Consider the following 26,696-nt stretch of genomic DNA (forward strand, 5'->3'; position numbering starts at 1 on the left):
GCGGGGGAACCATGAGTCCGGCGTCAGGCGTCATCCACGACCTGGGATACCAGCGGTACACCGGGCCGCGGCTCGGCCGGGGGTACGCGTTCCGCACCCTGTACGGCCACTCGCTCCGCACCGCGTTCGGCCTGGGACGCGGCGTGAAAGCGAAGATCTTCAGCTGGTCGATCATCGGCCTGATCGCCATCGTCGGGATCGTGTGCACCGCGATCGAGGCGCAGACCGGCGAAGCGGTGATGACCGGTCCCCAGTTCGTCGACAACATGGCGACGCTGACGATTCTGCTGGTGGCGGCGATCGCGCCCGAGCTGACGTCGCGGGACCAGCAGACCCGCGTCCTGGGGCTGTACCTGGCCCGGCCGGTGCGGCGAACGGACTACGCGCTGGCCCGGATGACCGGCACGATCACCGCGCTCTGGCTGGTCCTGGCCGGGCCGCTGGCGCTGATGTTCGCGGGTGCGGCGCTCTCCAACGACAAGGGCGCCAGCGGCATCGGAGACGCGGGCGTGGACCTGGCCGAGGGCCTCGCCCACGCGGCCACGCAAGCCCTCGTGCTCGGCACGATCAGCCTGCTGGTCGCCTCACTGATCCGGCGCCGTGCGATCGCCGCCGCGGCCGTGGTCGCGGTGTTCCTGGTGGGCCTACCGGCCGTCGGGGTGGCCGACGAGCTGAGCGGCAGCCAGGGCACGAACGAGCTGGTCTCGATGGTCAGCCCGCCGACCGCGCTGAGCTACCTGGGCACGTGGCTCTACGCCGACGGCGAGTGGGAGTTCAGCACCGGGGACCACGTCGTCCACGGTCCGTGGCTCCTGGTGTACACCCTCGTCCTGATCGCCGTCTGCGCCGCGCTCCTGGTGGCGCGCTACCGGAAGGTCCCGGCATGACCGCCCCCACCGTTCCCGACACCCGCCCGGAGACCGCGGCGAGGACCGCCATCGAGGTGCGCGGGGTGTCGCGCTGGTTCGGCAACGTCGTCGCGGTCAACGACATCACGATGTCGATCGGGAGCGGCGTCACCGGCCTGCTCGGGCCGAACGGCGCCGGGAAGACGACGCTGCTGCACCTGATGGCGGGCCTGCTCGCACCGTCGCGGGGTGAGATCCGGATCGGGGACGCCCCGGTCTGGCGCAACCCGGAGATCTACCGAGCGCTCGGCCTGGTCGTCGACCGTGAGGACACGTACGGCTTCCTCTCCGCCCGCGAGCTGGTCGAAGCGACCGCGACCCTGCACCGGCTACCGCAGCCCCGCGCCGCCGCGGACCGGGCGATCGCGATGGTGGGGCTCGGGAGCGCTGCGGACCGGCGGGTCGACACGTACTCCAAGGGCATGCGCCAACGGGCCCGGGTGGCGGCCGCGCTCGTCCACGACCCCGCGGTCCTGCTCCTCGACGAGCCGTTCAACGGGATGGACCCGCGGCAGCGGCTGGAGCTGATGGAGCTCCTGCACCAGATGGGCGAGGCGGGCCGGAGTGTGCTGTTCAGCTCGCACATCCTGGAGGAGGTCGAGCAGGTCTCGCAGTCGATCCAGGTGATGGTGGCCGGGCGGCTCGCCGCGTCCGGTGACCATCGGGCGATTCGCCGCCTGATGACCCAGCGCCCGCACGAGTTCCGGCTGGCCTCCAGCGACGACCGGCGGCTCGGCGTCGCGCTGCTGGCCCTGCCGTCCGTCTCGGGTGTGGAGCTCGAGCCGCCGGGGCTGTTGATCCGGGCCAGCGACTACGGCGCGTTCACCCTGGCGCTGCCGGCCGCGGCCCGCGACGCCGGAGTGCGCCTGTACCAGGTGCTGCCCGCCGACGAGTCCCTGGAAAGCGTCTTCTCGTATCTCATCGCAGGCTGAGGGGCCATTTCATGTCCGTTATCGGAGTTCTCACCCGGATCACCGTCCGGGGGCTGCTCGGCCGGCGCCGGTTCCTCCTGCTGTTCCCGCTCCCGGTGCTGCTGCTCGTCGCGGCGGTCATCGGACGGCTCTCCGGGGTGGATCCGGAGCGCTGGGCCGAGCCGGTCCTGACCCAGATCGGGTTCGGAGTGGTGCTGCCGCTCATCGCGATGATCGTCGGAACCGGCGTGCTCGGGTCCGAGTTGGAGGACGGCAGCGCGGTGACCGTGCTGACCACCCCGGTCCCCCGCCGCACCATCGTCCTGACCAAGCTCGGGGTAGCGATCGGCCTGACCACCGCGGCGTCCGCGCTGCCGCTGTTCGCCGCCGGAATCATCGTGGACTCGCTCCGGCTCGGCATCGGGCTCGCTATCGGCGGGTTCGTGGGGTCGGTGGCCTACAGCGGGCTGTTCGTCGCGCTGAGCCTGATGAGCCGCCGTCCGGTCCTGATCGCGCTGGGCTACCTGGTGATTTGGGAGAGCACGCTGGCGAACATGCTGGCCGGGGTGCGGTGGCTCAGCATCCGGCAGTACGCGGTCGCGGTGGCCGACAAGGCCGCGTCGACCGACCTGATGAGCGCGAAGCTCGGGGCCGTCTACGCGGTGGTGGCGACCGTGGTGCTGGCGGTGGTGGCGACCGTGTACGCGATCGACCGGCTCAGCGCGTACAGCGTCCGCGGCGAGACCGGCTGAGCCGTCCGGAGCGAGACCGTGCACGTGTTCCGCCCCTCCGAGGGCGGAACACGTGCACGGTTCAGCGTGGCTGGATCGCCAGCAGGACGCCGTCGCGGACCGACACCCGGGCGGTGGTATCGCTCAGGACGTTCGAGACGCCGCGGGTCGTGCCGGGCGCCAGCTCCTCGTCGCGGAGCGGGTACTCCAGCCCCTCGGTCCGGATACCGGCGGCCGGTCCGTGCACCGGCAGCAGCGTGACGACGTCGCCGGGGCGTCCGCTCAGGACGGCGGTGCCCCGTACCACGGTCATCGTCGCGGACGCCCAGCGGGCCTGGATCTCCACGCCCGCGTAGAGCGGGGACGCGAGCAGGAAGGCAACCGCCAGCCAGTGGTCGAACCGTCCGCCCGCGCCGCCGAGTACGACGATGCGGTCCGGCCGGCGAACCAGCGCGGCGTCCAGCGCCAGCTCCAGGTCGGTGGCGTCCTTCGCCGGCGGGTGCCGCTCGACCCGCCCGCCCGCCGCCTCGACCCGCTCGGCCGCGCCCGGCGATGCCGAATCGAAGTCCCCGATCGCCAGACCGACCCGCAGACCGATCGCCTGCGCTCCGTCCACGCCGGAGTCGGCGGCCACCACGAACACGTCCGGCGGCAGCCCTTCGAGCGACGACGCGGCCGGCGGCTCGCCCCCGGCCACCACGATGACCAAGGACGAACCGCCGGCCGGTTCGTCGTGAGTGCTGCTCAGCTCGCCGTCGCGTGCTCGGGGAAACGGCAGATCGTCGCGAACTCGTCCGCGTCGATGCTCGCGCCACCGACCAGGGCACCGTCCACGTCGGGCTGGGCCATGATGCCGGCGACGTTCTTCGCCTTCACCGAACCGCCGTAGAGGATACGGATACCGTTCGCGATCTCCGGCGAGTACTTCTCCGCCAGCCGCGCCCGGATCGCCGCGCAGACCTCCTGCGCGTCGTCGGGCGTCGCAACCTTGCCGGTGCCGATCGCCCAGACCGGCTCGTAGGCGATGACGATGCTCGCGACCTGCTCGGCCGGGACCTTCGCCAGCGCCGCGTCCAGCTGGGTGGTGCAGTGCGCGACGTGCCCGGCGGCCTCACGGACGTCGAGCCGCTCACCGATGCACAGGATCGGGGTGAGCCCGTGCTTGTACGCCGCCTTCACCTTGGCGTTGATCAGCGCGTCGTCCTCGTGGTGGTACTCGCGCCGCTCCGAGTGGCCGATCACCACGTAGGTGCAGCCGAGCTTGGCGAGCATCGCCCCGGAGATGTCGCCGGTGTACGCACCGGCGTCGTGCGCCGACAGATCCTGCGCCCCGTAGACGAGGTGCAGCTTGTCGCCGTCGATCAGCGTCTGGACGCTTCGCAGGTCGGTGAAGGGCGGGATCACCGCCGCCTCGACCAGCGCGAGCTGCTCCTCGGTGAGGCTGATCGCGATCTTCTGCGTCAGGGAGATCGCCTCGAGGTGGTTGAGGTTCATCTTCCAGTTGCCCGCGATCAGCGGACGCCGCTCGAAGCTGACCTTCTTCGCCATCTGTCAGGCCCTTTCCAGAGCAGCGACGCCGGGCAGTTCTTTGCCCTCGAGGAACTCCAGCGAGGCACCGCCGCCGGTGGAGATGTGCCCGAACCGCGCCTCGTCGATGCCCAGCTGACGCACCGCGGCAGCCGAGTCGCCACCGCCGACGATCGTCAGCCCGTCCACCGACGCGACGGCCTCGGCCACCCCGCGGGTGCCCTCGGCGAACGGCGCCAGCTCGAACACACCCATCGGGCCGTTCCAGAACACGGTCTTCGCGCCGGCGAGCTTCGAAGCGAACAGCTCTGCCGACGCCGGGCCGATGTCCAGGCCCTTCCAGCCGTCCTCCAGCTTGTCGGCCGGGACGACCTTGGTGTTCGCGTCCGCGCTGAAGTCGTCGGCGAGCACGATGTCGGTCGGCAGGACGATCTTGTCCCCGGCCTCGGAGAGCAGCCGGCGGCAGGTGTCGACCATCTCCTGCTCCAGCAGCGAGTCACCCGTGCCGTGCCCCTGCGCGGCCAGGAACGTGAAGCACATGCCGCCGCCGATGAGCAGCGTGTCGACCTTCGGCAGCAGCGCGTCGATGACGCCGAGCTTGTCGGAGACCTTGCTGCCACCGAGCACGACGACGTACGGCCGCGCCGGGTCCCCGGTCAGCGTCCGCAGCACCTCGAGCTCTCGGCCGACCAGGCCACCGGCGTACGCGGGCAGCAGCTGGGCCAGGTCGTAGACGCTCGCGTGCTTGCGGTGGACGGCGCCGAACGCGTCGTCCACGTACGCGCCGTTCTGACCGGCGAAGTGCGACAGTTGCTCGGCGAACGCGCGTCGCTCGGCGTCGTCCTTGCTGGTCTCACCGGCGTTGAACCGCAGGTTCTCCAGCAGCACGATCCCGCCGTCGCCGAGGCCGGCGGCGGACTCCTGCGCCTGCGGGCCGACGGTGTCGGTCGCGAACGTCACCGGCGCGCCGAGCAGCTGGTCCAGCCGCTGGGCGACCGGCTCCAGCGAGTACTTCGGGTCCGGCGCGCCCTTGGGGCGGCCGAGGTGCGAGAAGACGATGACCTTCGCGCCGGCGTCGCGGAGCGCGGTGATCGTCGGGAGGACGGCGCGGATCCGGCCGTCGTCGGTGATCGTCTGCCCGTCGAGCGGGACGTTGAGGTCGGCGCGTACCAGGACGCGCCGGCCCGCAACGCCCTCGGCGAGCAGGTCGTCGAGGGTCTTCATGTGTCCGGCGGTCCTCAGAGCGACTTGCCGACGAGGTTGACCAGGTCGACGAGGCGGTTCGAGTAACCCCACTCGTTGTCGTACCAGCCCACGACCTTCGCCTGGTTGCCGATGACCTTGGTCAGCGGAGCGTCGTAGATGCAGGACGCCGGGTCGGTGACGATGTCGGACGAGACGATCGGGTCGCTGTTGTAGCTCAGGAAGCCCTTCAGCGGACCGTTCGCGGCGGCCTGGTAGGCGGCGTTGATCTCCTCGACCGTCGCGTCCCGGCCCAGCTCGACCGTGAGGTCGGTGGCCGAGCCGGTCGGGATCGGCACCCGCAGCGCGTAACCGTCCAACTTGCCCTTCAGCTCCGGCAGCACGAGGCCGATCGCCTTGGCGGCGCCGGTGCTGGTCGGGACGACGTTCAGCGCGGCGGCGCGGGCGCGGCGCAGGTCCTTGTGCGGGCCGTCCTGCAGGTTCTGGTCCTGCGTGTAGGCGTGCACGGTCGTCATCAGGCCCTTGACGATGCCGAACTCGTCGTTGAGCACCTTGGCCAGCGGGCCGAGGCAGTTCGTGGTGCAGGACGCGTTCGAGATGATGTTGTGCTTGGCCGGGTCGTAATCCGTGTGGTTGACACCCATCACGACCGTGACGTCTTCGTTCTTGGCCGGCGCCGAGATGATGACCTTCTTCGCGCCGCCGTCGAGGTGCGCCTTGGCCTTGGCGGCGTCGGTGAAGAAGCCGGTCGACTCGATCACGACGTCGGCACCGAGGTCGCCCCAGGGCAGCTTCGCCGGGTCGCGCTCTTCCAGGGCCTTGATCGTCTGGCCACCGACCGAGATCTCGTCCGCGCTGGCCTTCACCTCCTGGGGCAGCCGGCCCAGGATGCTGTCGTACTTCAGCAGGTGCGCCAGCGTGGCGTTGTCGGTCAGGTCGTTGACGCCGACCACCTGGATGTCCGCGCCCGACTCGAGTGCGGCCCGGAAGAAGTTGCGCCCGATACGTCCGAACCCGTTGATGCCTACCCGGATGGTCACGCGTACTCCCTCGCCGATGTGACAAATGCGGTGCGGTGCGACCGAGCCGTCATCCGCCGGCGACCGCGAACCCTGGGTCTACGGCCGTCGACCGGCGCCGATCTCGCTGTCGAGCCTATCGATGAGCCGCGGGTGACATCGTACCGGTCCCGCCGAATCGATTCAGCGGTACATTCGTTCCGGAACCGCCCACGACGTCCCCGCCGCAGGTGACGGTGCGTCAGTCGCCCCGGGCCAGGCTCCACAGCTTGATCGTCTTGTCCTTGTCCGCGCTCGCGCTCGCGAGGTACTTCCCGTCCGCGCTGAACGCCAGGTCGGTGACCTCGTCCTTGTGGCCGGTGAGCGGCTTGCCGATCGCGCGTCGGCCCTGGACGTCCCAGAGCCGGATGGCGTCCGCTCCTGCGCTCGCCAGGTACTTCCCGTCCGGACTGAACGCCAGCTCGTCAATGTCCTCGGAGTGGCCGGTGAGGTCAGCGCCGAGCGCGCGGCCGCGCTCGACGTCGAACAAAACGACCGTGTTGTTCACGTTGTCGCCGACCGCCAGGAGCTTGCCGTTCGAGCTGAATTCCATCCTGTCGAACGAGAAGGAATCCGGGTTCTCGGGCTCGAGCACCCCGGTGATCGGCTTGCTGGTCTCGACGTCGTAGACCCGGAGGCCGTCGTTGATCGCGGCGACCCTGCTGCCGTCCGGGCTCAGCGCGTAGTACGACAGGGTCGAGGTCGTACCGGACACCCGATCGGCGCGGTACTCGAGCTTTCCGTCGCCGGACGCCGCCCACCTGCGCACGGTGGTCGTCTCGTCGAGCGCGAACACCTTCTTTCCGTCGGTGCTGAAGGTGATGGCCCTGGTGTAGGTGTCCTCGTTGTCGAGGTCCTCGGTCTCGGCGCGGCGATTCTCGACGTCCCAGACCCGGGCCTCGTGGTTGCTGAGCGATGCGACGCGGGTGCCCTCCGTCGGCTCGAACACCACCCGGTCGACACCATAGGTGAAGCTCCTCAGCGGCTGGCCGCTCTCCTCGCGCTTCTCGACGTCCCAGAACCGGATCGTCTTGTCAGCGCTCGCGCTGGCCAACAGCGTGCTGTCGGGATGGAATGCAATCGCGCTGACCTCGTCCTGGTGCCCGGTGAGGGTCGCGGCGAGCGTGGCGCCGGTGAGCGGCTTGTCGGTCAGAGGCGTCGACCACGGCTTGAGGATGACGAGCGTCAGGACGAGGGCGACGACGACCGCCGCGACTCCGCCGAGCAGGAGAGCCAGTCTCCGTCGCGGGACGCCGGTCGGGCGCGGCGCCGGCGCGACCGGACCGGCGTGCGGTGTCCCGGGGCCCATCGGCGGGCCGGGATAGAACGGCGGGCCGGGGCTGATCGGAGAGCCGGGCGCCATCGGAGAGCCTGGGCCCACCGGGGTGCCGGGGCCACCGGAGACCGGGAAGCCCGGCCCACCCGAGACCGGAGCGCCCGGACCGCCGGACACGGGAACGCTGGGCACGGGAGCGCCGGAGACGGGTGGTGACTCCGGCCGGGACGGCGTGAACGACTGGGTCGGGGGCGCTTGCGGACTGCTGGGTAGCGTCGCCGTCGCCGCCGGCGGAAGCACCTGGGTCGGCGGGCCCGCCGGGGATCCGGGTGCGGACGGGCCGGGCGACAGCACCTCGGTCGGCAGCTCGACCACCGTGGGCGCCGCCGCCGTCACCGCGCGCAGGCTGCCCTCCGCGACGACCAGCTCGGGATAGTCCAGCGCGGTCGGTGCGATGCGGAGCGTCCGGTGCAGCAGCGTGGCGGCGAGCGGGATCCGCGACGACCCACCGACCAGGAAAACGCCGCCCACCTGCTCCGGCGCGATCCCGGCGGTACGCAGGACGCTCAACGTCAGCGCGGACGTGCGGTCCAGCAGCGGCGTCGCGAGTTTCTCGAACTCCTCGCGGGTGAGGCGCACACCGGTGTTCACCAGCGGCACGTGCAGGTCGGTGGCGGGATGCCGGGACAGCTGCTCCTTCGCCGCCTTCGCGCCCCGCCAGAGCGCGTGCCGCGCCTGTTGGTCTGCGGGCGTCTGCGGCCAGTCCAGCTGCGCCCACGCGTCGCTCGCGCCGCTGGTCAGCCCGCGCGCGTGCGCGACGACCGCCGCGTCCAGGTCGAGCCCGCCGACGTCGGACAGACCGGCCGAGGCGACGACCTCGAATCCCGCTCCGACCGGTCGCACCACGCTGACGTCGAACGTGCCCGCGCCCAAGTCGTAGACGACGAGGCAGCGCCCACCCGCTAATTGGTGCCCCAGCACCTGCACGAAGTACGCGGCAGCGGCCACCGGCTCCGGGACCAGTTCGACCCGACCCAACCCGGCGCGCTCGGCCGCGGCCGTCAGCACCCCGAGCCGGGCCTGGCCCCAGGCCGCCGGGTGGGTGAGGACGATCTTCGCGGGCGGTCCACCGGTCACCCGGTACGCCTCCTCGGCGACGCGCCGGAGCACGACGCCGATCACATCGACGACGCCGATCTCGCGTTCGCCCAGCCAGACCGTGCCGTCGTCGATCCGGCGTTTCGGGTTCGGCTCCAGACCCGAGGCGTAGCCGAGGCCGGCGCGCTCGGCGTCCGCACCGGTCAGCGGTGTGCCGTCCGGTCCGAGGAACACCGCGGACGACAGCAGGGGCGACGAGTCGAACAGCAGCGGACGAACCCGGCCGTCCGCACTGAGCAGAACCGCCACGGTGCTGGAGGTTCCGAAGTCAACGCCGAGTCGGTAGGAGTCCACGGCCACTCCGCCACCCTAGTGTCGGGTGTCAGAGGTTCGTCACCGGCACAGCCGGGCTCAGGCCGAGAGCCGGCGGAAGCCGCTGGAGTGGAACACCAGCGGCGCCACGGCGGGCCGCACCTCGAACGCTTCGATCCGCAGCAGCACGATGTCGTGGTCGCCGGCCGGGACCTCCCGCTCCACCGCGCACTCCAGCCACGCGCTCGCTCCCTCGATCAGCACCGCTCCGCCCCCGGTGGTGCCGATCGTCAGCCCTTCGAACCGGTCACCGGTCTTCGCGGCCAGCCGCCGGGCGGCGAGGTCGTGGGACTCCCCCAGCACGCTCACCCCGACGAACGGCCGGTCGCGCAGCCGCGGCCAGGTCGTCGACGTGTTCTGGACGCAGACCGCGACCAGCGCCGGCTCCAGCGACACCGCGACGAAGCTGCTCGCCGCCATGCCGACCGGGACGTCGTCCACGACCGCGCACAACCCCACGACGCCGCTCGGGAAAGCCCCGTAGACGTCGCGCAGATCTCGGGGCGCCGCCCCAGCGACCGCTTTCATTTCCACACCGTCCTCATCGCAGGCCGGATACGGTGCCGGTCACCGCACCCGACCACCGCGCGGCGTAATTCGCGATCACGGAGCTCTCGGTGTAGGTGGAGTCGATCAAGTACAGACCCGGCGTCGGGCAGGACGCGCCGAGCTCGACGAGCACCGGCTTGAGCAGCAGGTCGGGCGCCATCGCGTGGCCGGGGCCGGCACCGAGCATCACCGGCACCGCGACCACACCGGCCAGGCCCTCGGCGGTGGCGAACTGGTCGAGGAACAGTTTGAGCACGCCGGTGTAGGTGGCCTTGAACGTGGGGCTGGCGATCACGGCGAGCTCCGCCGACCGCACCGACTCCACCGCCGCCGCGACGCCGGCGTCACCCCAGCCGAGCAAGCCGGCGCCGAGCGTGACGACGTCCACGACGACGTCCGGCTCCTGGCCGGTCAGTTCCCGGGCGACCCGGGTCGCCGCGTCGAGCGTCCGCGACTGCGGCTTCGGATTGCCCGCGACAACCGCCACCTTCATGCACGTCTCCCTACCGCGCTGCCCTACCGACGACCGGTCGGTTGGGCGACGGCCGTGCGCCGTCCCCCCATCGGTACCCGATCGACCGGGCTCCGTGGGTTACGTGGCCTCGACACTTCTGCGAGGTTCGTCATGACGTGCGGGCCGGTGGGACTGCGCAGTGCGGTCTGAGTACTAGGACTCACGACGGGCGAACCGCCGCGAGCGATGCTGACGGCATGCGAATTCTTCGTCTCGCCTTCGACAACTGGTTCTCCCGCGCCTACCTGGCCGGGGTCGCGGTCGTCACCGCGTTGGTCACCGTCAGCCTGGTCACCTGGGACCAGCCGGACGCCAACCTGGCGGGTATCTGGGTCATCCTGGTGACGCTGCCGTTCTCGTTGCTCGGCATAGTGGCCACGGACTCCGCGGCCGGACCGGCCGTGCTGATGGCCGCCGTCGTCCTCGGAGCCGTGATCAACGCGACCGCGATCGGCGGCCTGGTCGCCCTGGTCCGCCGCCGCCCCGCACGCTGACCCGCGGGCCTTCCGGCCGGCGCGGGCGCGCCGGCGAACCCGGCGCGCCCGCCGGCCTGCTGGCCCCAGTGGCCTACGGCGCGAGCATCTCCGGCGTCACGCTGGCCTCGGTGTCCGGGATACCGGTGTCGTGCGCACGCTTGTCGGCCAGCGCGAGCAGCCGCCGGATCCGGCCGGCCACCGCGTCCTTGGTCAGCGGCGGGTCGGCCAGCGACCCGAGCTCTTCCAGCGACGCCTGGCCGTGCGCCAGCCGCAACCGCCCGGCGGCCAGGAGGTGCTCCGGAGCGTCGCCGCCCAGGATCTCCATCGCCCGCTCCACGCGGGCACCCGCGGCGACCGCCGCCCGCGCCGACCGCCGCAGGTTCGCGTCGTCGAAGTTCGCGAGCCGGTTCGCGGTGGCCCGCACCTCGCGCCGCATCCGCCGCTCCTCCCACGCCAGCACGCTCGCGTGGGCACCGATCCGGGTGAGCAGCGCACCGATCGCGTCGCCGTCCCGGACGACGACCCGGTCGACGCCGCGAACCTCCCGCGCCTTGGCGGTGACGCCGATCCGCCGTGCCGCACCCACCAGCGCCAAGGCCGCTTCCGGACCGGGGCAGGTGATCTCCAGCGCCGCCGAGCGTCCGGGCTCGGTGAGCGAGCCGTGGGCCAGGAACGCTCCGCGCCACGCCGCTTCGGAGCAGCACGCCGCCGCAGACACGACCTGCGGCGGCAGCCCGCGCACCGGCCGCCCCCGGACGTCCAGCAATCCGGTCTGCCGCGCCAGCGAGTCACCCTCACGGACCACCCGCACGATGTAGCGGCTGGTCTTGCGCAGGCCGCCCGCGGTGAGCACGTGCACCTCGCTGCCGTGCCCGTAAACCTCGGCGATGCTCTGCCGCAGTCGGCGCGCCGCGTTGCCGGTGTCGAGTTCCGCTTCGACCACGACCCGCCCCGCGACGATGTGCAGACCGCCGGCGAACCGGAGTAGCGCCGCCATCTCGGATTTACGGCAACAGGGTTTGGTGACCGCGACCCGGCTCAACTCGTCCTTCACCGCGGCCGTCATCGCCATCGCGCTGCTCCAGTCGTCTCGCTCTGCCCCCGTTACGGCACGCCGGGCTCTGCACCCACCCGTCACCGGCGTTTCAACCGGTGCCGAGCACTCCGCGTAGTGCGGCGGCGAGAGCCTGCTGATCGTGCCGCGGACTCCCGTCGGACGCCGCTACCGGCGCCACAACCAGACGTCCCCCCAGGGATTCTGCCGCACGGGACAGACCGGTGTGGTCCCCAACGATGTGTGGATCTGCCAGCACGACGTCTACCTTCAACGCCGGAGCGTGTTCGGCCAGCGCGTGGAGATGCCCTTCGAACGGCATTCCCTTGGTCTCACCGTCCGTGCTGAGGTTCAGCACGAGGATCCGGCGGGCCGGCGAGCTGACGATCGCGTTCGCGAGATCGGGCACCAGGAAGTGCGGCAACACGCTGGTGAACCAGGAGCCGGGGCCGAGAACCAACGCATCGGCCATCGCCACCGCCTCGACCGCCTCCGGGCAGGCCGGCGCATCCGCCGGGTTGACCCGGACCCGGCGCACCTGCCCGCGCGTCGTGGCCACCTCGTGCTGGCCGTGGATCGTCACGACGTTGCCCAGTGCACCGGCGACGTCGGCCTCGATGTCCAGCGGCTGGGCCGCCATCGGCAGCACCCGGCCCCGGCAGCCCAAAACGCGGGCCGCGTGGTCCAGCGCGGGGATCGTGCCGCCGAGGATGTCGGTGAGGCCGGCCAGGATCAGGTTGCCGATCGCGTGACCACCGAGGTCGCCGCCGCCGGGGAAGCGGTGCTGGAACACCGCGGCGGTCACCGGATCGGCGGGGTTCGCCAGCGCCACCAGTGCCTGGCGGAGGTCACCGGGCGGAATCCCGCCGAACTCCCGCCGCAGCCGACCGCTGGAGCCGCCGTCGTCGGCGACCGTGACCACGGCGGTCGGGTCGATCCCCAGCAGACACAAGGCCTTGAGCGAGGCGAACAGCCCGTGCCCGCCTCCGAAGGCCACCACCCGCGGAGGTCGCTCGGTGTCCCAACCGATCACGCCTCTCGCCTTCCCACGGAATTCTTTTCGACCGACCCCTGCGCAGGTCGCTCAGCCTGCCGCCGGGATACGGGAGGTGGAGAAGAGTTCACTGCCGTCCGCCCCTCTGCCGCACGCTGCCATCCGGACACCGCACGTCCGCATTGACATGCTCTGCGCCGTAGATGCCCCGCACTGCATGGATCGACTGCAACGCGTGGCGGAGGCGGACGGTACCGTGCCTCGCGGCGGCCGTCACTCCCGGCCCAGGTCCCGGTGGCTCACAGTGGTGGGGATACCCCGGGCTTCCAGTCTCGACGCCAACGCGATCGCGCTGGCGACGCTCCGGTGCTTACCGCCCGTGCACCCCACCGCGATCGTGAGGTAACGCTTACCCTCCCGTTTGTACCCGTCGGTGGCCATCGCGACGACAGCCGCGTACTGATCGAGGAACTCCACGGCGCCCGGCTGCGCCATCACGTAGTCGCTGACCGCCTCGTCCTTACCGCTGAACGGCCGCAACTCCGGAACCCAGTGCGGGTTGGGCAACCAGCGCATGTCGACGACGAGATCCGCGTCGGCGGGCAGCCCGTACTTGAAGCCGAAGGAGAGCGTGGTCACGTGCAGCGTCTGCTCGGGGGTGACGAACAGTTCCTCGATCCGGCCGCGGAGCTGGTTGCCGTTGAGCAGGCTGGTGTCGATGATCACATCGGAGACCTCGCGCGCGTTCGCCAGTAGCACCCGCTCTGCCGCGATGCCGTCGGCGAGCCGCCCGTCACCCTGCAGCGGATGCGGACGCCGCACGCTCTCGAAGCGGCGGATCAGCACGTCGTCGGACGCGTCGACGAACACGACGCGGGGATTGAAGCCGCGCACCCGCAGATCGGCGACCGCGCCGAGCAGGTCGGTGGAGAACGCCCGGCTCCGGACGTCGAGCGTCATCGCGGTGCGGCGACCCGCGCCCCCGGACGCGAACGCCAGCTCGGCCATCGTCACCATCAGCGTCTGCGGGAGGTTGTCGACGACGTAATAGCCGACGTTCTCCAGCGCCCTGGCCACCGTGCTCCGCCCGGCCCCGGACAGGCCGGTCACTACGACGAGATCCATTTCGGCCCGTGCCGCGGCGATGCCGTCGACGTCCGACAGGTCGTCCGCGTCCGACCGCTCCCCGATCGTCATCGGTGCTCGTGTCCCCCCGCTCGGAGGGCGGCGGCAAGGCCGTCCGCCCCGTCTCCGGCTGTGCTCGTGGGTTGCCCGCTGGTTGGTGCTGCGGGTCCGCCGGCCGCCGATGGTGCCGCTGGTACGCCCGGTTCGCTCGCTATCCCTGATTCTGCTGCGCTAACAGCGGGTTGTGCAGCCCTCGTGGCCGACTTTCCGGACGCCTCCCGCCGATCGGACGCCGGCTGCTGCCCGGACGACTCCGGCGCGGTGCGGGCCGCGGGCACCACGTCGCCGGCTCCTGCGCCGGGACTGACGTCACCGGCCAGGGCCGCCACGATCGCCTCGGCCGTGCGTCGGCCGATGCCGGGCACCGTGACCAGCTCGTCGGCCGACGCCTGCCGCAGCCGCTTGAGCGACCCGAACTGCCGCAGCAGCGCCTTCCGCCGCGCTTCCCCGAGCCCCGGGACGTCGTCCAGCGCGGACTCGGTCATCCGCTTCGACCGCTTCTGCCGGTGATAGGTGATTGCGAACCGGTGTGCCTCGTCCCGGACGCGCTGCAGCAAGTACAACCCCTCGCTGGTGCGCGGCAGCACGAGCGGGAAGTCGTCGCCCGGCAGCCAGACCTCCTCCAGCCGCTTCGCCAGCCCGCAGAGCGCCACGTCGTCGATGCCGAGTTCGGCCAGCACGCGCGCGGCGGCCGCCACTTGGGGCGCACCACCGTCGACCACGACCAGATTCGGCGGGTAGGCGAACTTCCGCGGACGGCCGGTGGTCGGGTCGATGCCGACCGGCACTCCCCGATCGGGCTGCCGTTCACCCGGGACCTCGGCCGGGGTGGTCGCATCCGCGGCCACGACCTGGACCTGGCCGGCGAGGGAGTCGGCCTCCCCGGGCTCGGCGTCCGGGGTCGAGGCCTCGGGCACCAGGTCGCCGGTCTCGGCATGAGCGTCCAGGTACCGGTTGAACCGGCGACGCAGCACCTGGGCGAGCGCGGCCGTGTCGTCCGGCGGCCCGTCCGGGCCGGAGCGCACCGCGAACCGGCGGTACTCCGACTTGCGAGCCAGCCCGTCCTCGAACACCACCATGCTGCCGACGATGTCGGTGCCGCTGACGTGGGAGATGTCGTAACACTCGATCCGTAGCGGCGCCTCGTCGAGCAGCAGTGCGTCCTGGATCTCTTGGAGCGCCTTCGACCGAGCGGTGAGGTCGCTGGCCCGCTTGAGCTTGTGCTGCACGAAGGCCTGCTCGGCGTTGCGCTTGACGGTCTCCATCAGCGTCTTCTTGTCGCCACGCTGGGGGACCCGGAGCGCGACCCGGCTGCCCCGCAGCTCGGAGAGCAGATCCTCGACGACGGGGGCGTCGGTCGGCAGCTCCGGGACCAGCACCTCCTTCGGCACCGCCTCGCTCGCGTCGTCGCCGCCGTAGATCTGCAGGCAGAACTGTTCGACCAGGTCGCCCACGCCGAGGTCTTCGACCTTCTCGACCACCCAGCCGCGCTGGCCCCGGACCCGGCCACCGCGGACGTGGAAGACCTGGACAGCGGCCTCGAGCCCGTCGTCGGCGAACGCGATGACGTCGGCGTCGGTGCCGTCACCGAAGACGACGGCCTGCTTCTCCATCGCCCGCCGTAGCGCACCGATGTCGTCCCGGAGCCGGGCCGCCCGCTCGAACTCCAGCTCGGTGCTGGCCTGCTGCATCTCCCGTTCGAGGCGGCGGAGCATCTGGTCGGTCTTGCCGGCCATGAAGTCGCAGAAGTCCTCGACGATCTCCCGGTGCTCCTCGGCGGAGACCCGGCCGACGCACGGCGCGGAGCACTTGTCGATGTAGCCGAGCAGGCACGGCCGCCCGATCTGCCCCGCCCGCTTGAACACACCGCTCGAGCAGGTGCGCGCCGGGAACACCCGGAGCAGCAGGTCGAGGGTTTCGCGGATCGCCCAGGCGTGGGCGTACGGCCCGAAGTACCGCACACCTTTCTTCTTCGGGCCCCGCATCACCCGCAGCTGGGGGTACTCCTCGTAGAGGGTGACCGCCAGGCTCGGGTAGCTCTTGTCGTCGCGGTACCGGACGTTGAAGCGCGGGTCGTACTCCTTGATCCAGGAGTACTCCAGCTGCAGCGCCTCCACCTCCGTGCTGACCACTACCCAGTCGACCTTGGCCGCGGTGGTCACCATCTGGTAGGTACGCGGATGGAGGCCGGCCGGATCGGCGAAGTAGGAGTTCAGACGGTTGCGGAGGTTCTTCGCTTTCCCGACGTAGATGACCGTGCCGCGAGAATCCCGGAAACGGTAGACACCAGGAGACTCCGGGATCGTCCCCGGAGATGGGCGGTACGTGGACGGGTCGGGCACGGTGGAAAGCCTAGTCGGCCGTGCCGACACTTTCGCGAAGCGAACAGGCGGTGCGGTCGCGAAGCGAACAGGCGGTGCGGTCGCGAAGCGAACAGGCGGTGCGGTCGCGAAGCGAACAGGCGGTGCGGTCGCGAGGCCAACGAGGGTCACTGGATCGTCCCAATACCGCTTTTCGGCCGGTCCCACTGTCAGACATACGACAAGACACGGCATCATGGGGCGCCAGATGCCCAATGACGCCCCAGCGGCACTCCATGGGCCGAGCAGGACTTCGAACGAACGTCGATGACGCGAACACGGAACGAGGCGACCGGGAAGATGCAGGCCGGGGACACAGCAGGGCGAACCGACGGCGGGGGGCGGCGATGACCGTACCGGCGAGCCCGCAGGCGGACGACCCGTTGGCCGGTGTCGACCTGTTCGCCGGGCTGGCGCCCGCGGTACGCAGCCGGGTGGCCGCCGCTGCGGTGCCCCGCAGCTACCGGCGGGGCCAGCTGCTGTTCCTCGAGAAGGACCCGGGCGACTCGCTGATCATGGTGCGCCGGGGCGCGGTCTCGGTGTTCCGCACGGCGCCGACCGGCGACCGGGCGCTGCTCTACGTCGTCCGGCCGCCCGGCGTCCTGGGTGAGTTGTCGCTGCTCGACGGCGGCACGCGGTCCGCGTCGGCGGAGGCGCTCGAGGAGACGCACGTGCTCGCGCTCTCCCGCGGAGCGTTCCTGGAGCTGGTGCGGACCCAGCCACCGATCCTGGACGGCGTGATGCGGTCGTTCGGAGCGCTGATCCGGCGCCTGACCGATCAGACGTCCGACCACATCTTCCTCGACCTGCCCGGACGCGTGGCGAAGACGTTGATCCGGCTGGTCGGCGACAACCGCTCGCCGGTCGTGACGATCGACCTGAACCAGACCCAGCTGGCCGAGATGGCCGGTGGGTCGCGCCAGAGCGTCAACCAGGCGCTGGGGACGTTCGCGACCCGCGGCTGGCTCCACACCGAGGGACGCAAGATCGTCGTCACGGACATCCCCGCCCTCCGCCGCCGCGCCGGCATGACGTAAATCGGGCGGCCTGGACACGGTCACCCGCCGTACCAAGTACAACTACGCGCGCCTAGCGGCGTTTGAACAGCATCCGCGGCCAGTGGATGCTGGCCTATGGTTGTCGCGCCTTCGGGTGGCGCGCGGAGTCGTTGTCGCGCCTCCCGGGCTATGGCACGGGTATCGCGACATTCATCGCGCAAGGCGTCCGGAGAGCGCGACACCCATCGCGCTGGCACCCGGAGGGCGTGACTTTCATGTCGCCGGGCACCCGGGAAGCGCAACAACCACGTCGCCGGGCACCCAGGAAGCGCAACATCTGACCTGGAGCCCGGCGAGCGCGGGCCGACGCCCGAGGGGCCCGCGATCAGGAGCCTCCCCTGATCCGCGGCGCCGTTCGAACAAGCAACTACGCGCGGTGGGTGCCGTCCGCGAACGTGAATCTGGACGGCACATGGTCACGTTGGGTCATCAACTCACTCACATGTGACCCAATTCTCAGTATCATCGGTAACGATGACACCGGTGCACACGAGCTCGTCGAGTTGTGTCTCGGGAACGCGGACGGTCGACCCCGCCGGATGGCCGATCCCCGTGGAATCGGTCCATGCGGTCCGCAAGGTCACGGTGACCATACTCGACATTCCGGGCATTACGGGATTTCGCCTCCCACCAGGCTAGGAACACTGTCGGCCTGGTACTCCGGACGCGCCGGACCCCACCGCTCAAGTCGCCACACACCGTAGTCGGGCCTCATCCGGACGTGTCAGCGAACCGTCCGGTAGACGACTGAGAAAGCCGCCGACCGGATGAATATTGCCCGGATGGGTGGCTCCTAGCCATCCTCGCTGAGACGATTCACAGCAAATAGCCGACACTAGGTCCGAGCACGTGAGCGGGGTGAACGTCCCATCGACACGCACTGTGCACGCTGCGCCGCGGTGGGCCGCCCCGGCGACCGTTTCTGCGGCCGCTGCGGCTCGCCCCTGCTGCGCAAGTGCCCCAGCTGCACAGCCGGCGTCGACCTGAGCGCCGCGGCCTGCCCGAACTGCGCCGCCGACCTCGACCCGGCCGGCCGCGGGCTGCCCGTCGCCGGTACCGCACCGCGGGAGGAGCGCCGGGTCGTCACGATCCTGTTCGTCGACCTCACCGGCTTCACCAACCTCGGCGAGCGCCTGGACCCGGAGGACCTCCGAGCGCTCCAGCAGCGGTATTTCGACACGGTCGCCCGCGCGATCCGCCGCCGCGGCGGCGTCGTCGAGAAGTACATCGGCGACGCGGTGATGGCGGTGTTCGGCGCCCCGGTCACCCAGGAGGACGACGCGGTCCGGGCGGTCCGCGTCGGGCTCGAGCTGCAGGCCGACCTGGACGGCCGGATCATCGGTCCGGCCGGGCCGCTCCGTGCCCGGGTGGGCATCGCGACCGGCGAGGTCGTCGTCGACCTGGACGCGATCCGCGACGGCGGCCAGGCGCTGGTCGCCGGTGACGTGGTGAACGTGGCGTCCCGGCTGCAGTCGCACGCGCCGGTCGGCGGCATCGTCGTGTCGTCGGCGACCTGGCGGGCCAGCCGGGAGTACGTCGAGTACGCCGAGATGCCGCCGGTGATGGTCAAGGGCAAGGCCGGCCCGGTGCCGGTCTGGCGTCCGCTGCGGCTGGTGCAGCGCCGGTGGGACCGGCACCGCGACCACGGCCCGTTCGTCGGACGCGGCCCCTACCTGGACCACCTGGCCGGCCTGCTCCGCGCGACGATCGACGACCGGGCGCCGCGCATGGTGACGGTCGTCGGGCCGGCGGGTGTCGGGAAGAGCCGCCTGGTGCGCGAGCTGAACCGGCACGCCGAGCAGGCGATGCCGGTCGGCGTCCGCTGGGTGGGCGGCCGCTGCCTGGCCGGTGGCGAGGGTGGTCCGTTCGCCGCGATCGCCGAGGTCGTCACCGGGTACGCGGGGGTGCTGGAGTCCGACAGCGCCGACACCGCACGGCGCAAGGTCGTCGACTCGCTGCACGGTCTGCTCACCACCGCCGAGCGGGCCAGCGTCGTGGACGCACTCGCCCCGCTGGTCGGTTACGCGGCCCCGCCGGTCGAGGCGGACGAGGCCCAGGCCGCCTGGCGGATGTTCTTCGGTCGGCTCGCCGCCCGGCGTCCGCTGGTCGTGGTGATCGAGGACCTGGCGCTCGCCGAACCTCCGCTGCTGGACTTCCTGCGCCAGCTCGTCGACACCGTCGACGGGCCGCTGCTGGTCGTCGCCACCGCCCGGCCGGAGATCCTCGGTCACGGGCGGATCCCCTGGTACGACGCCACCCACCCCCGGCACGCGCTGGTGGAGCTGCCGCCGCTCGACCCGCACGACACGCTGACGCTCTTCCGCGCCCTCTCCGGGGACTCGCCGATCCCGGAGAGCGCGCTCGAGCACCTCACCGTGCTCGCCGCCGGCACGCCGCTCTACGCCCACGAGTACGTCCGGATGCTGGCCGACCAGCGCCCGGACGGCGATCCCGAAGACCCCGATGACGCGCTGCCGCTACCCGATTCGGTCCGCGCGGTCGTCGCCAGCCGTGTCGATCTGCTCGGCCCGCGCAGCCAGCGCGCCCTGCAGGCCGCCGCGGTGATCGGCGAGGTGTTCTGGCCCGGTGCGGTGGCCACCGTGGCCGAGCTGGCCCGCGACGAGGTCGAGGCGCTGCTGGCCGAGCTGCGCGCCAAGGCGTTCATCCGCCCGGCCACCGGCCACGTGCTGGCCGGGGAGCCCGCGCTGGCGTTCTCCCACGCGGTCGTCCGTGACCTGGCCTACCGCAGGCAGCCCCGCGCGCTGCGCGTCGTCCGGCACCAGCGGGCGGCCCGCTGGCTGCAGTCGCACGTCACCGGCCGTACCACCGAGGCCGTCGACGCGGTCGCCCATCACCGGGTCGCCGCTCTCGAGCTGGCCCGGACGCTGCACATGGACGTCCGCCCGTTCCTCCAGCCGGCGCGCACCGCGCTGGTGGCCGCCGCCGAGCGCGCCGCCAGCCTGCACGCCGCCCCGACCGCGGTCGACCTGCTCGACAAAGCCCTCGCACTGTGGGACGACTCGTCGACGAGCGTCACGCTCGACGACCTGGCGGCCCTGGAACACCCCGCCGCCCGGGACGACGAGGTCGCCCGGCTCACCGCGCTCGTGCTGCGGTGGCGGCTGCGTTTCGGCACGGACGCCGACCAGTTCCACGCGACCGGCGGTGCCGCCGAGGTCGCGCGGTGCGCCAGCCAGCTCGAGGTGCTCGGCGCCCGGGACGCCGCCGCGTCGGCCCGCACGCTGCTCAGCCAGGTGGCGTGGGCCCGCGGTGACCGTACGGCGGCCCTGGCCCACCTCGACCGGGCCCTGGCACCCTACGGCGCCGGCGACGAGAGTCCGGTGCGCGCCGCCGCCCACGCCGAACTGGCCCGGCTGCGGATGATGAGCTACGAGGTGGACGAGGCGACCACCGCCGCCAAGACCGCCGGCGACCTGGCCCGTCGGCTCGGCCTGCCCGAGCTGGAGGTCAACGCGCAGATCACCGAAGGCGCGGCCCGGTACCTGGCCGGCGACCTCTCCGGGCTCACGCTGCTGGAGCGGGCCGTCGACCGGAGCCGCACCGACCACCTGCGGTCGCTGCGCCGGGCGTCGGAGAACCTGGCGAGCGCGCTGCAGGAGGAGGGCGAGATCGCCCGGAGCTTCGCCCTGCTGGACGAGGCCGCCGCGACCACGCTCGCCTACCGCGGCAAGCCGCACCCCGGCCACACCCCGATGCGGGCCTACTTCGACGGCGACTGGGACGCCACGCTGGCCTCGGCCGACGCCGCGTTCACCGGCGACGAGACGCTGGACGCCGAGTGGGCCCACCTGCGGACGCTGGCGGCCTGGCTGCGGGCGCTGCGGGGCGAGGACACCGGCTTCAACCCGGAGCTGATCGTCGTCACCGCGGCCCGCCACGGCACCCGGCTGGCGCTCGCCAACGCGCTCGCACACGGTGCGCTCTACCGCGCGGTCACCGGCGCCTCCGAGCAGGCCACGGTCGCGCTGCGCCGGTTGGAGGCCGAGCACGCCGCCGAGCCGCTGGCGCCGCGGGAGTGGCTGGCCGCCGCAGCGCACGCGGCGGTGCTCACCGGCGTCCGCTGTGGCGCGCGTGCGGAGGAGTCCGCGGGGTGGCTGAAGGGTGTCCTGGACGCCGCGCCGCGGGAGACGCTCTGGGTCCGGGCGGCACGCTCGGTGGTGAACGGCGGGCTGGCCGCACACGGCGGTGACCACGGCACCGCGGCGCTGCACCACGCGGTCGCCGCCTCGGTCTACGAGCGGATGGGTGACGCGACCGACGCCGCGCTCGCCACCGCGTGGTCGTTGCGGGCCGCGCGGGCGGGCGAGGTCGCGCCGGTGCCGGAGCTCACCACCCGGCTGACGACGTTCGGCCTCCGCAACCGGGCGCGTCTGCTGCTCCGCTTCGCGACCACGGGCCCGCTCGACACCCCGACGGACTCTTCGGAGGCCGACGAGGTGCCGGACGATCCGGGGCCGCTGACCGACCCGAAGGCGCTGACTGATCAAGCGCCCTCGTCGAGGCCCGCCTCGATCGCGTAGCGCACCAGCCCGGCCCGGTTGTGCACCTGCAGCTTGTCCATGACGTTCTGCAGATGGTTCTGGACCGTGCGGACCGAGAGGCTCAGCCGGGTGGCCACCTGCTTCGCGGTCAGCCCCCTGGCCACCAGCCGGAGCACCTCGGTCTCGCGTCCGGTCAGCGCCGGTCCGGCGGCCGGTTCCGGTCCCGCCGCCAGCCGCCGGTACTCGCCGAGCACGAGCCCGGCCAGGCCCGCGGTGAAGGCCGCCTCGCCCCGCGCCGTCCGGGCGACGGCGTCCACCAGCTCTCCGGCGCCGGCCGACTTCACCAGGTAGCCGGTCGCACCGGCCCGGATCGCCTCCAGGACGTCCGGCCGCTCCGCGCTGGCCGAGAGCACCAGCACGCGGCAGGAGGGATCGGCCGCGAGGATCCGCGCGGTCGCCTCGACGCCGGACAGCTCCGGCAACTGGAGGTCCATCACGACCACCTGCGGACGGCTGGCGGCGGCGATCCGCACCGCGGCGGCACCGTCTCCCGCGGTGGCCACCACGTCGAATCCGGCCGAGGCCAGGTCACGGGCCACGGCGTCGCGCCAGAGCGGATGGTCGTCGACGATCATCACTCGTACCCCGCGGGTACCGGGCTCGGAAGCGCCGGGCGACTCCGGGGACTCCGGCCCTCCCTCGTTCGGAGTGAGTCCCTCACCGGGGTACATGGAGCTCCACCTCTGTTCCCTCACCGGGCTGACCGGTGATCGTCACCGTGCCGCCGAGTGTCCGGATCCGACCGCGGATCGACTGAATCACACCGAGTCGCCCTTCGGCGGCGGCCTCGGCCAGTCGGCCGGGCGGCAGCCCCGGGCCGTCGTCCCGGACCGTGACCAGGACCGCGTCCGGCTCCTCCTCGATGACGACCCAGGCGTGCGCACCCGGCGCGTGCTCACCGACGTTGTGCAGCGCCGCGCCGACCGCCGCCGCCACCTCGGACGCGACCGCCGCCGGGAGTAACACCGGCTCGGCGGGGGCGACCAGCTCCACCCCCGGTGTCGCCGTCGCCGGGGCGACCAGCGCGGTCAGGTCGACCTCGCCGTGCGCGGGCGCCGACGAGCCACCGGTCATCAACGCCCGGAGCGCGGCTTCCTGCTCACCGGCGAGCTCCGCCAGTTCGCGGCCCGGCCCGTCCAGCTCCGCGCCGCGTCGCTTCACCAGCGCGAGCACCTGCAGGACGCCGTCGTGGATCTGCCGCGCGAGCCGGTCACGTTCGGCGACGGCACCCTGCTCGCGCCAGGTGTCGACCATGATCCGGTCGACTTGCCGGAGCACCTCCGCCACGTAGCCGATCACGATCGCGGCGAGCAGCACGAGAATCATGTTGTGCACGGTTCCGCGGGTCGGCTGACCGTCGACGACCAGGACGTTCGCCGCGCCCAGGGCGAGCGTCGCCAGCATGCCCCCGACGACCTCCCAGCGCAGCGCCCACGCCATCACCGCGCTCGCCGCCCACACCGTCGGCACGGTGTACTCGCCGTCGGCGATCCGTTCCGGCGTCTCGACCAGCAGGGTCGCCAGGACCGTCGCGAGCGTGATCAGGAGATCCACCGCGAGCAGGACCGGCGTCCGTAGGCGGGGCCGTGCGTAGCAGTACGTCGCGACGACGCTCCAGACCGTCATCCCGACGAGCGTCGCGATGCACCAGGCCGGGCTGCGCACCCGACCCAGGTCGTCCAGGTTGAGCGCGACCGCGTAGACCAGCGTCAGGAACCGGAACGCGGCAAGCCCACGCCAACCGGTGACCTCGACGGTGAACCCCGCCGGGCGCCGGTCACCCGACGTCGGACGAGTCCGTGTTTCAGGCAGCAACGGGCTCCGCCGCGGGACGGTCGGCCGCGACGCCGCTCTTGACCGACGCCGCGTACACGTCGCGGTACTCCTGGCCGGACAGTTGCAGCAGCTCGTACATGATCTGATCGGTCACCGACCGCTCCACGAAGCGGTTGCCGGCCATCCCCGCGTAACGGGAGAAGTCCAGCGGCTTCCCGACCCGCATCCGGACCCGCATGACCTTGGGGATCAGCTGCCCGATCGGCTGCACCTGGTCGGTGTTGATCATCGCCACCGGGATGACCGGGACGCCGGTCTCCAGCGCGAGCCGGGCCACGCCGGTCTTCCCCCGGTACAGCTTGCCGTCCGGCGACCGGGTGCCCTCGGGATAGATGCCGAGCAGGTGCCCCTCCCCGAGTACGCGGGCGCCGGTCGTCAGCGCGGCCTCGGCGGCGGAGCCGGACGTCCGGTCGATCGGAACGCACCCGGCCGCGCTGAAGAACAGCCGGGAGAACATGCCCTTGAAGCCCTTACCGGTGAAGTACTCCGCCTTGGCGAGGAACGTGATGCGGCGCGGAACCATCAGCGGGAGGAAGAACGAGTCGCTGAACGACAGGTGGTTGCTGGCCAGGATCGCCGGGCCGTGCGCCGGGATCTGCTCGACGCCCTCCAGCACCGGCCGGAAGAGCACTCGGAGAAAAGGCCCGATCAGGATGTATTTGCACACCCAGTAGAACACCAGACCTCCTCGTTGGCCGTGCGGGTCGAGCGTACCGGCGACGAGACGGTCGACGGCCCACCCGAACTCTCCTCCCCGGTTTACCCATAGTGGCGTTCACCACGCTCGTCGACGCCGACTCGCAGCGGGGCATCCCGGGCCGAATACCCCCTTCCCGGGCCGGTGGGACGCAGGTTGTCTCAACTGCCACTTCTGACTCAGTGGTCCGCACGGTGTCGAGGTGCTCCGAACGCGAGGCCGATGACGCCGCCTCGTGTCACGATGGGGGCCGACGCTCGCCGCGCCGCTCCGGCCGCGGCCGGCCGACGATGACCGTGCGTACCGCACACGGACGGTTGACACGACCGCTCGGCGCTGCCCGGACCGGGTGCTGGGCGGAGTTCCTGGGAGGTTGGGGATGAATTCTTTTCGACCGACTCCTGCAGACGGCGATCAGCCTGCAGGAATCGGTGAGGTTGAAAAGAGTTCACCGTCCGTGCTGCCCGGCGCAGAACCTTTCCTTTTCGACGCTGGGTCCGACGCGCCCGCGGGCGTTCTGCTGAGCCACGGCTTCACCGGCACTCCGCAGTCGATCCGCCCGTGGGGCGAGGCGCTGCACGCCGCCGGGTACACGGTGGCGTGCCCCCTGCTGCCCGGACACGGCACCCGCTGGCAGGACATGAATCGCACGACGTGGCGCGACTGGTACGCGACGGTGGAGCAGGAGTACCTGGCGCTGCGCGACCGGCTCCCCCAGGGCGCACCGGTCGTGGTCGGTGGCCTCTCCATGGGCGGCACGCTCGTCACTCGCCTGGTCCAGGAGCATGCCGGACGCGATACCGAGCCGGCCGGCCTCTTGCTGGTCAACCCGTCCTACCTCACGCTGCGCAAGGACGCTGCCCTGCTGCCGGTCGTCAGCCGTGTCCTGGGGTCGTTCCCCGGGATCAGCGACGACATCAAGAAGCCGGGCGCGCACGAGCTCGCCTACGACCGGCTGCCGCTCAAGGCCGCGGCGTCGCTGAGCCAGCTGTGGAAGCTGGTCCGGGCCGACCTCGGCCGGGTGACCGTGCCGGTCCGGCTCTTCCGCAGCCTGACCGACCACGTCGTCGAGCCGGCCAGTGGTGAGGCGCTGCTGGCCGGGGTCGCGTCGTCGGTGAAGTCCGAGGTCATCCTGCCGGAGAGCTACCACGTCGCGACGCTCGACAACGACGCGCCGACGATCTTCGAGAGCAGCGCGGAGTTCATCGCGTCGCTGCTCCGCCCGGCAAGTGCGGACGGCACACGATGAGCGGGACTCCAGGGCGTCCGCACCGGGGTAGACGCGACAACGGTCTCGACGCGACCGAGTTCGTGCCGCTCGCCGACGTCGACCCCCGCATCGGCGAGCACTTGCTCGACGTCCTCGGCATCGTCGGTATCGCCGCGTACCTGGCGCCGAGCGCCGACCTGAACCCGGTCGTGCGGTCCACCTCGCTGCCGGCCCGGCCGACCGACCGGCTGTGGGTCGACCGCGACCGGCTGGACGAGGCCCGCGGGCTGCTGGAGGCGGTCCAGGAAGACGCGGTGCAGAACGACGAAGCGGGCGCTCGGTCGTCGAGTTCGACGCTCCCGCTCGAGGTCGACGTCGACACCGAGTGGGAGCGGATCATCGCGGGTTACGACGCGACCGCCGCTCCCGAGCGTCCGCGTCGCCGTGCGGTGTCGGAACCGCCCGACAACACCTCCGCGGGGGACGTCGGGCCTGCCGACGCCCCGGCGCTGAGCGAACCGACCGCCGATCCACTGCCGGTCCGCACGCCGGGCACCGCCGACCAACCGGTGCGGCCCGACCCGACGCCCACCGACCCAACGCGGAGCGACCCGGCCGCCGCCGACGCGACGCTGAGCGAACCGACCCGGGTCGATCCGGCGCCCGCCGATCCCGAGCCGGAGCCGCCGTCCAGCGGTGTCGAGCCCACGGCCGGCCCTCCCACCGAGTCGCGTCCGGCGGCTCCCTCCTCGGCGCCCCCGGGTGCCGGCCTCCTGCGGCCGACCGGCCGTGATCGGCTGATCGGCACCGACGCACCGCCGACCGACTTCCCGGTCGACGACGAGGAGGGTTACGAGCCGCCCCCGCCGCCACCGCTCCCCCGGCTGTCCGCACCGGTGATCGGCGCGCTGCTGGCGATCGCGGCGGGCCTGGTGTTGCTGTTCCGGTCGGACACGCTCGGGCTGAGCGAGTCGGTGCGGTTGCTGTTGGCGCTCTGCGGCATCTTGGGTGGTGCCGGTGCGCTGGTGTGGCGTCTGCGGGACGACTGGACCGACGACGACCCGGACGACGGGGCCGTCGTCTAATCCAGGCTTTGCCGAACGGACACGTGGCCGCC

General features: G+C 71.9%; 22 protein-coding genes. 8 read left to right on the forward strand and 14 right to left on the reverse strand.

The genetic code is table 11. The features are described 5' to 3' along the window. Nucleotides 1-11 precede the first annotated feature (11 nt). The 3 genes from ABEB28_RS39725 to ABEB28_RS39735 are packed head-to-tail and all read left to right on the forward strand — an operon-like array spanning nt 12 to nt 2,571. On the forward strand, nt 12-887 hold the full coding sequence (locus ABEB28_RS39725; protein ID WP_345733479.1) for an ABC transporter permease subunit: 876 nt from the start codon (nt 12-14) through the stop codon (nt 885-887). Then, nucleotides 884-1,840, forward strand: a complete 957-nt coding sequence (locus ABEB28_RS39730; RefSeq protein WP_345733480.1) for an ABC transporter ATP-binding protein — start codon at nt 884-886, stop codon at nt 1,838-1,840. Before ABEB28_RS39725 ends, ABEB28_RS39730 begins: the two co-directional genes overlap by 4 nt. 20 nt (nt 1,841-1,860) lie before the next feature. After that, nucleotides 1,861-2,571 carry an ABC transporter permease gene (locus ABEB28_RS39735; protein WP_345733515.1) on the forward strand — a complete coding sequence of 237 codons (711 nt, stop codon included), beginning with the start codon at nt 1,861-1,863 and terminating at the stop codon, nt 2,569-2,571. 61 nt (nt 2,572-2,632) lie between these two features. On the opposite strand, the gene ABEB28_RS39740 is transcribed toward ABEB28_RS39735, so the two are convergent. From ABEB28_RS39740 to ABEB28_RS39770, 7 genes are all read right to left on the reverse strand, one after another. Beyond that, on the reverse strand, nt 2,633-3,250 hold the full coding sequence (locus tag ABEB28_RS39740; RefSeq protein WP_345733516.1) for a thiamine diphosphokinase: 618 nt from the start codon (nt 3,248-3,250) through the stop codon (nt 2,633-2,635). A gap of 44 nt (nt 3,251-3,294) precedes the next feature. Further along, nucleotides 3,295-4,098 (reverse strand): triose-phosphate isomerase, encoded by an 804-nt coding sequence (tpiA, locus tag ABEB28_RS39745; protein WP_345733481.1) that lies wholly within the window; start codon nt 4,096-4,098, stop codon nt 3,295-3,297. A 3-nt stretch (nt 4,099-4,101) separates the two neighbouring features. After that, entirely contained in the window at nt 4,102-5,301 is a 1,200-nt protein-coding gene (locus tag ABEB28_RS39750; protein WP_345733482.1) for a phosphoglycerate kinase, read from the reverse strand. Between the two features lie 14 nt (nt 5,302-5,315). Beyond that, nucleotides 5,316-6,320, reverse strand: a complete 1,005-nt coding sequence (gap, locus tag ABEB28_RS39755) for a type I glyceraldehyde-3-phosphate dehydrogenase (protein ID WP_345733483.1) — start codon at nt 6,318-6,320, stop codon at nt 5,316-5,318. A 220-nt stretch (nt 6,321-6,540) separates the two neighbouring features. Continuing rightward, nucleotides 6,541-9,066 carry an Hsp70 family protein gene (locus tag ABEB28_RS39760; RefSeq protein WP_345733484.1) on the reverse strand — a complete coding sequence of 842 codons (2,526 nt, stop codon included), beginning with the start codon at nt 9,064-9,066 and terminating at the stop codon, nt 6,541-6,543. A gap of 57 nt (nt 9,067-9,123) precedes the next feature. Further along, nucleotides 9,124-9,612, reverse strand: a complete 489-nt coding sequence (locus ABEB28_RS39765; RefSeq protein ID WP_345733485.1) for a flavin reductase family protein — start codon at nt 9,610-9,612, stop codon at nt 9,124-9,126. Between the two features lie 13 nt (nt 9,613-9,625). Beyond that, nucleotides 9,626-10,126 carry an NADPH-dependent FMN reductase gene (locus tag ABEB28_RS39770; RefSeq protein WP_345733486.1) on the reverse strand — a complete coding sequence of 167 codons (501 nt, stop codon included), beginning with the start codon at nt 10,124-10,126 and terminating at the stop codon, nt 9,626-9,628. Between the two features lie 218 nt (nt 10,127-10,344). Here ABEB28_RS39770 and ABEB28_RS39775 point away from each other — a divergent pair, with 218 nt between their 5' ends. After that, nucleotides 10,345-10,641: an SCO4225 family membrane protein gene (locus tag ABEB28_RS39775; protein WP_345733487.1), complete on the forward strand. Its 297-nt coding sequence runs from the start codon at nt 10,345-10,347 to the stop codon at nt 10,639-10,641. A gap of 73 nt (nt 10,642-10,714) precedes the next feature. Here the strand turns inward: ABEB28_RS39775 and whiA are convergent, their stop codons facing one another. From whiA to uvrC, 4 genes are all read right to left on the reverse strand, one after another. Then, nucleotides 10,715-11,695 carry a DNA-binding protein WhiA gene (gene whiA / locus ABEB28_RS39780; protein WP_345733488.1) on the reverse strand — a complete coding sequence of 327 codons (981 nt, stop codon included), beginning with the start codon at nt 11,693-11,695 and terminating at the stop codon, nt 10,715-10,717. Nucleotides 11,696-11,768: 73 nt separating this feature from the next. Further along, complete coding sequence (locus ABEB28_RS39785) at nt 11,769-12,710, reverse strand: gluconeogenesis factor YvcK family protein (RefSeq protein ID WP_345733489.1); 942 nt, start codon at nt 12,708-12,710, stop codon at nt 11,769-11,771. 234 nt (nt 12,711-12,944) lie between these two features. Continuing rightward, nucleotides 12,945-13,868 (reverse strand): RNase adapter RapZ, encoded by a 924-nt coding sequence (rapZ, locus tag ABEB28_RS39790; RefSeq protein ID WP_376980658.1) that lies wholly within the window; start codon nt 13,866-13,868, stop codon nt 12,945-12,947. Next, nucleotides 13,865-16,198 (reverse strand): excinuclease ABC subunit UvrC, encoded by a 2,334-nt coding sequence (gene uvrC / locus ABEB28_RS39795; protein ID WP_376980657.1) that lies wholly within the window; start codon nt 16,196-16,198, stop codon nt 13,865-13,867. Before uvrC ends, rapZ begins: the two co-directional genes overlap by 4 nt. Nucleotides 16,199-16,563: 365 nt before the next feature. Here uvrC and ABEB28_RS39800 point away from each other — a divergent pair, with 365 nt between their 5' ends. Together ABEB28_RS39800 and ABEB28_RS39805 are read left to right on the forward strand one after the other, a co-directional pair. Then, nucleotides 16,564-17,253 (forward strand): Crp/Fnr family transcriptional regulator, encoded by a 690-nt coding sequence (locus tag ABEB28_RS39800; RefSeq protein WP_345733490.1) that lies wholly within the window; start codon nt 16,564-16,566, stop codon nt 17,251-17,253. 890 nt (nt 17,254-18,143) lie between these two features. Then, complete coding sequence (locus tag ABEB28_RS39805) at nt 18,144-21,815, forward strand: AAA family ATPase (protein ID WP_345733518.1); 3,672 nt, start codon at nt 18,144-18,146, stop codon at nt 21,813-21,815. Here the strand turns inward: ABEB28_RS39805 and ABEB28_RS39810 are convergent. The 3 genes from ABEB28_RS39810 to ABEB28_RS39820 form a co-directional block, all read right to left on the reverse strand. After that, entirely contained in the window at nt 21,779-22,411 is a 633-nt protein-coding gene (locus ABEB28_RS39810) for a response regulator transcription factor (RefSeq protein WP_345733519.1), read from the reverse strand. The genes ABEB28_RS39805 and ABEB28_RS39810 overlap by 37 nt on opposite strands. A gap of 82 nt (nt 22,412-22,493) precedes the next feature. Next, nucleotides 22,494-23,651, reverse strand: a complete 1,158-nt coding sequence (macS, locus tag ABEB28_RS39815) for a MacS family sensor histidine kinase (protein WP_345733491.1) — start codon at nt 23,649-23,651, stop codon at nt 22,494-22,496. Beyond that, the gene (locus ABEB28_RS39820; protein ID WP_345733492.1) at nt 23,641-24,351 is read right to left on the reverse strand and encodes a lysophospholipid acyltransferase family protein; all 711 of its coding nucleotides are present in this window, start codon (nt 24,349-24,351) and stop codon (nt 23,641-23,643) included. The genes macS and ABEB28_RS39820 overlap by 11 nt, the downstream gene beginning before the upstream one ends. A 475-nt stretch (nt 24,352-24,826) precedes the next feature. On the opposite strand from ABEB28_RS39820, the gene ABEB28_RS39825 reads away from it, so the two are divergent. Together ABEB28_RS39825 and ABEB28_RS39830 are read left to right on the forward strand one after the other, a co-directional pair. After that, the gene (locus tag ABEB28_RS39825) at nt 24,827-25,618 is read left to right on the forward strand and encodes an alpha/beta hydrolase (protein ID WP_345733493.1); all 792 of its coding nucleotides are present in this window, start codon (nt 24,827-24,829) and stop codon (nt 25,616-25,618) included. Then, nucleotides 25,615-26,664: a DUF308 domain-containing protein gene (locus tag ABEB28_RS39830; protein WP_345733494.1), complete on the forward strand. Its 1,050-nt coding sequence runs from the start codon at nt 25,615-25,617 to the stop codon at nt 26,662-26,664. Before ABEB28_RS39825 ends, ABEB28_RS39830 begins: the two co-directional genes overlap by 4 nt. Nucleotides 26,665-26,696: the final 32 nt, after the last annotated feature.

Source organism: Cryptosporangium minutisporangium, assembly GCF_039536245.1.
Classification (GTDB): domain Bacteria; phylum Actinomycetota; class Actinomycetes; order Mycobacteriales; family Cryptosporangiaceae; genus Cryptosporangium; species Cryptosporangium minutisporangium.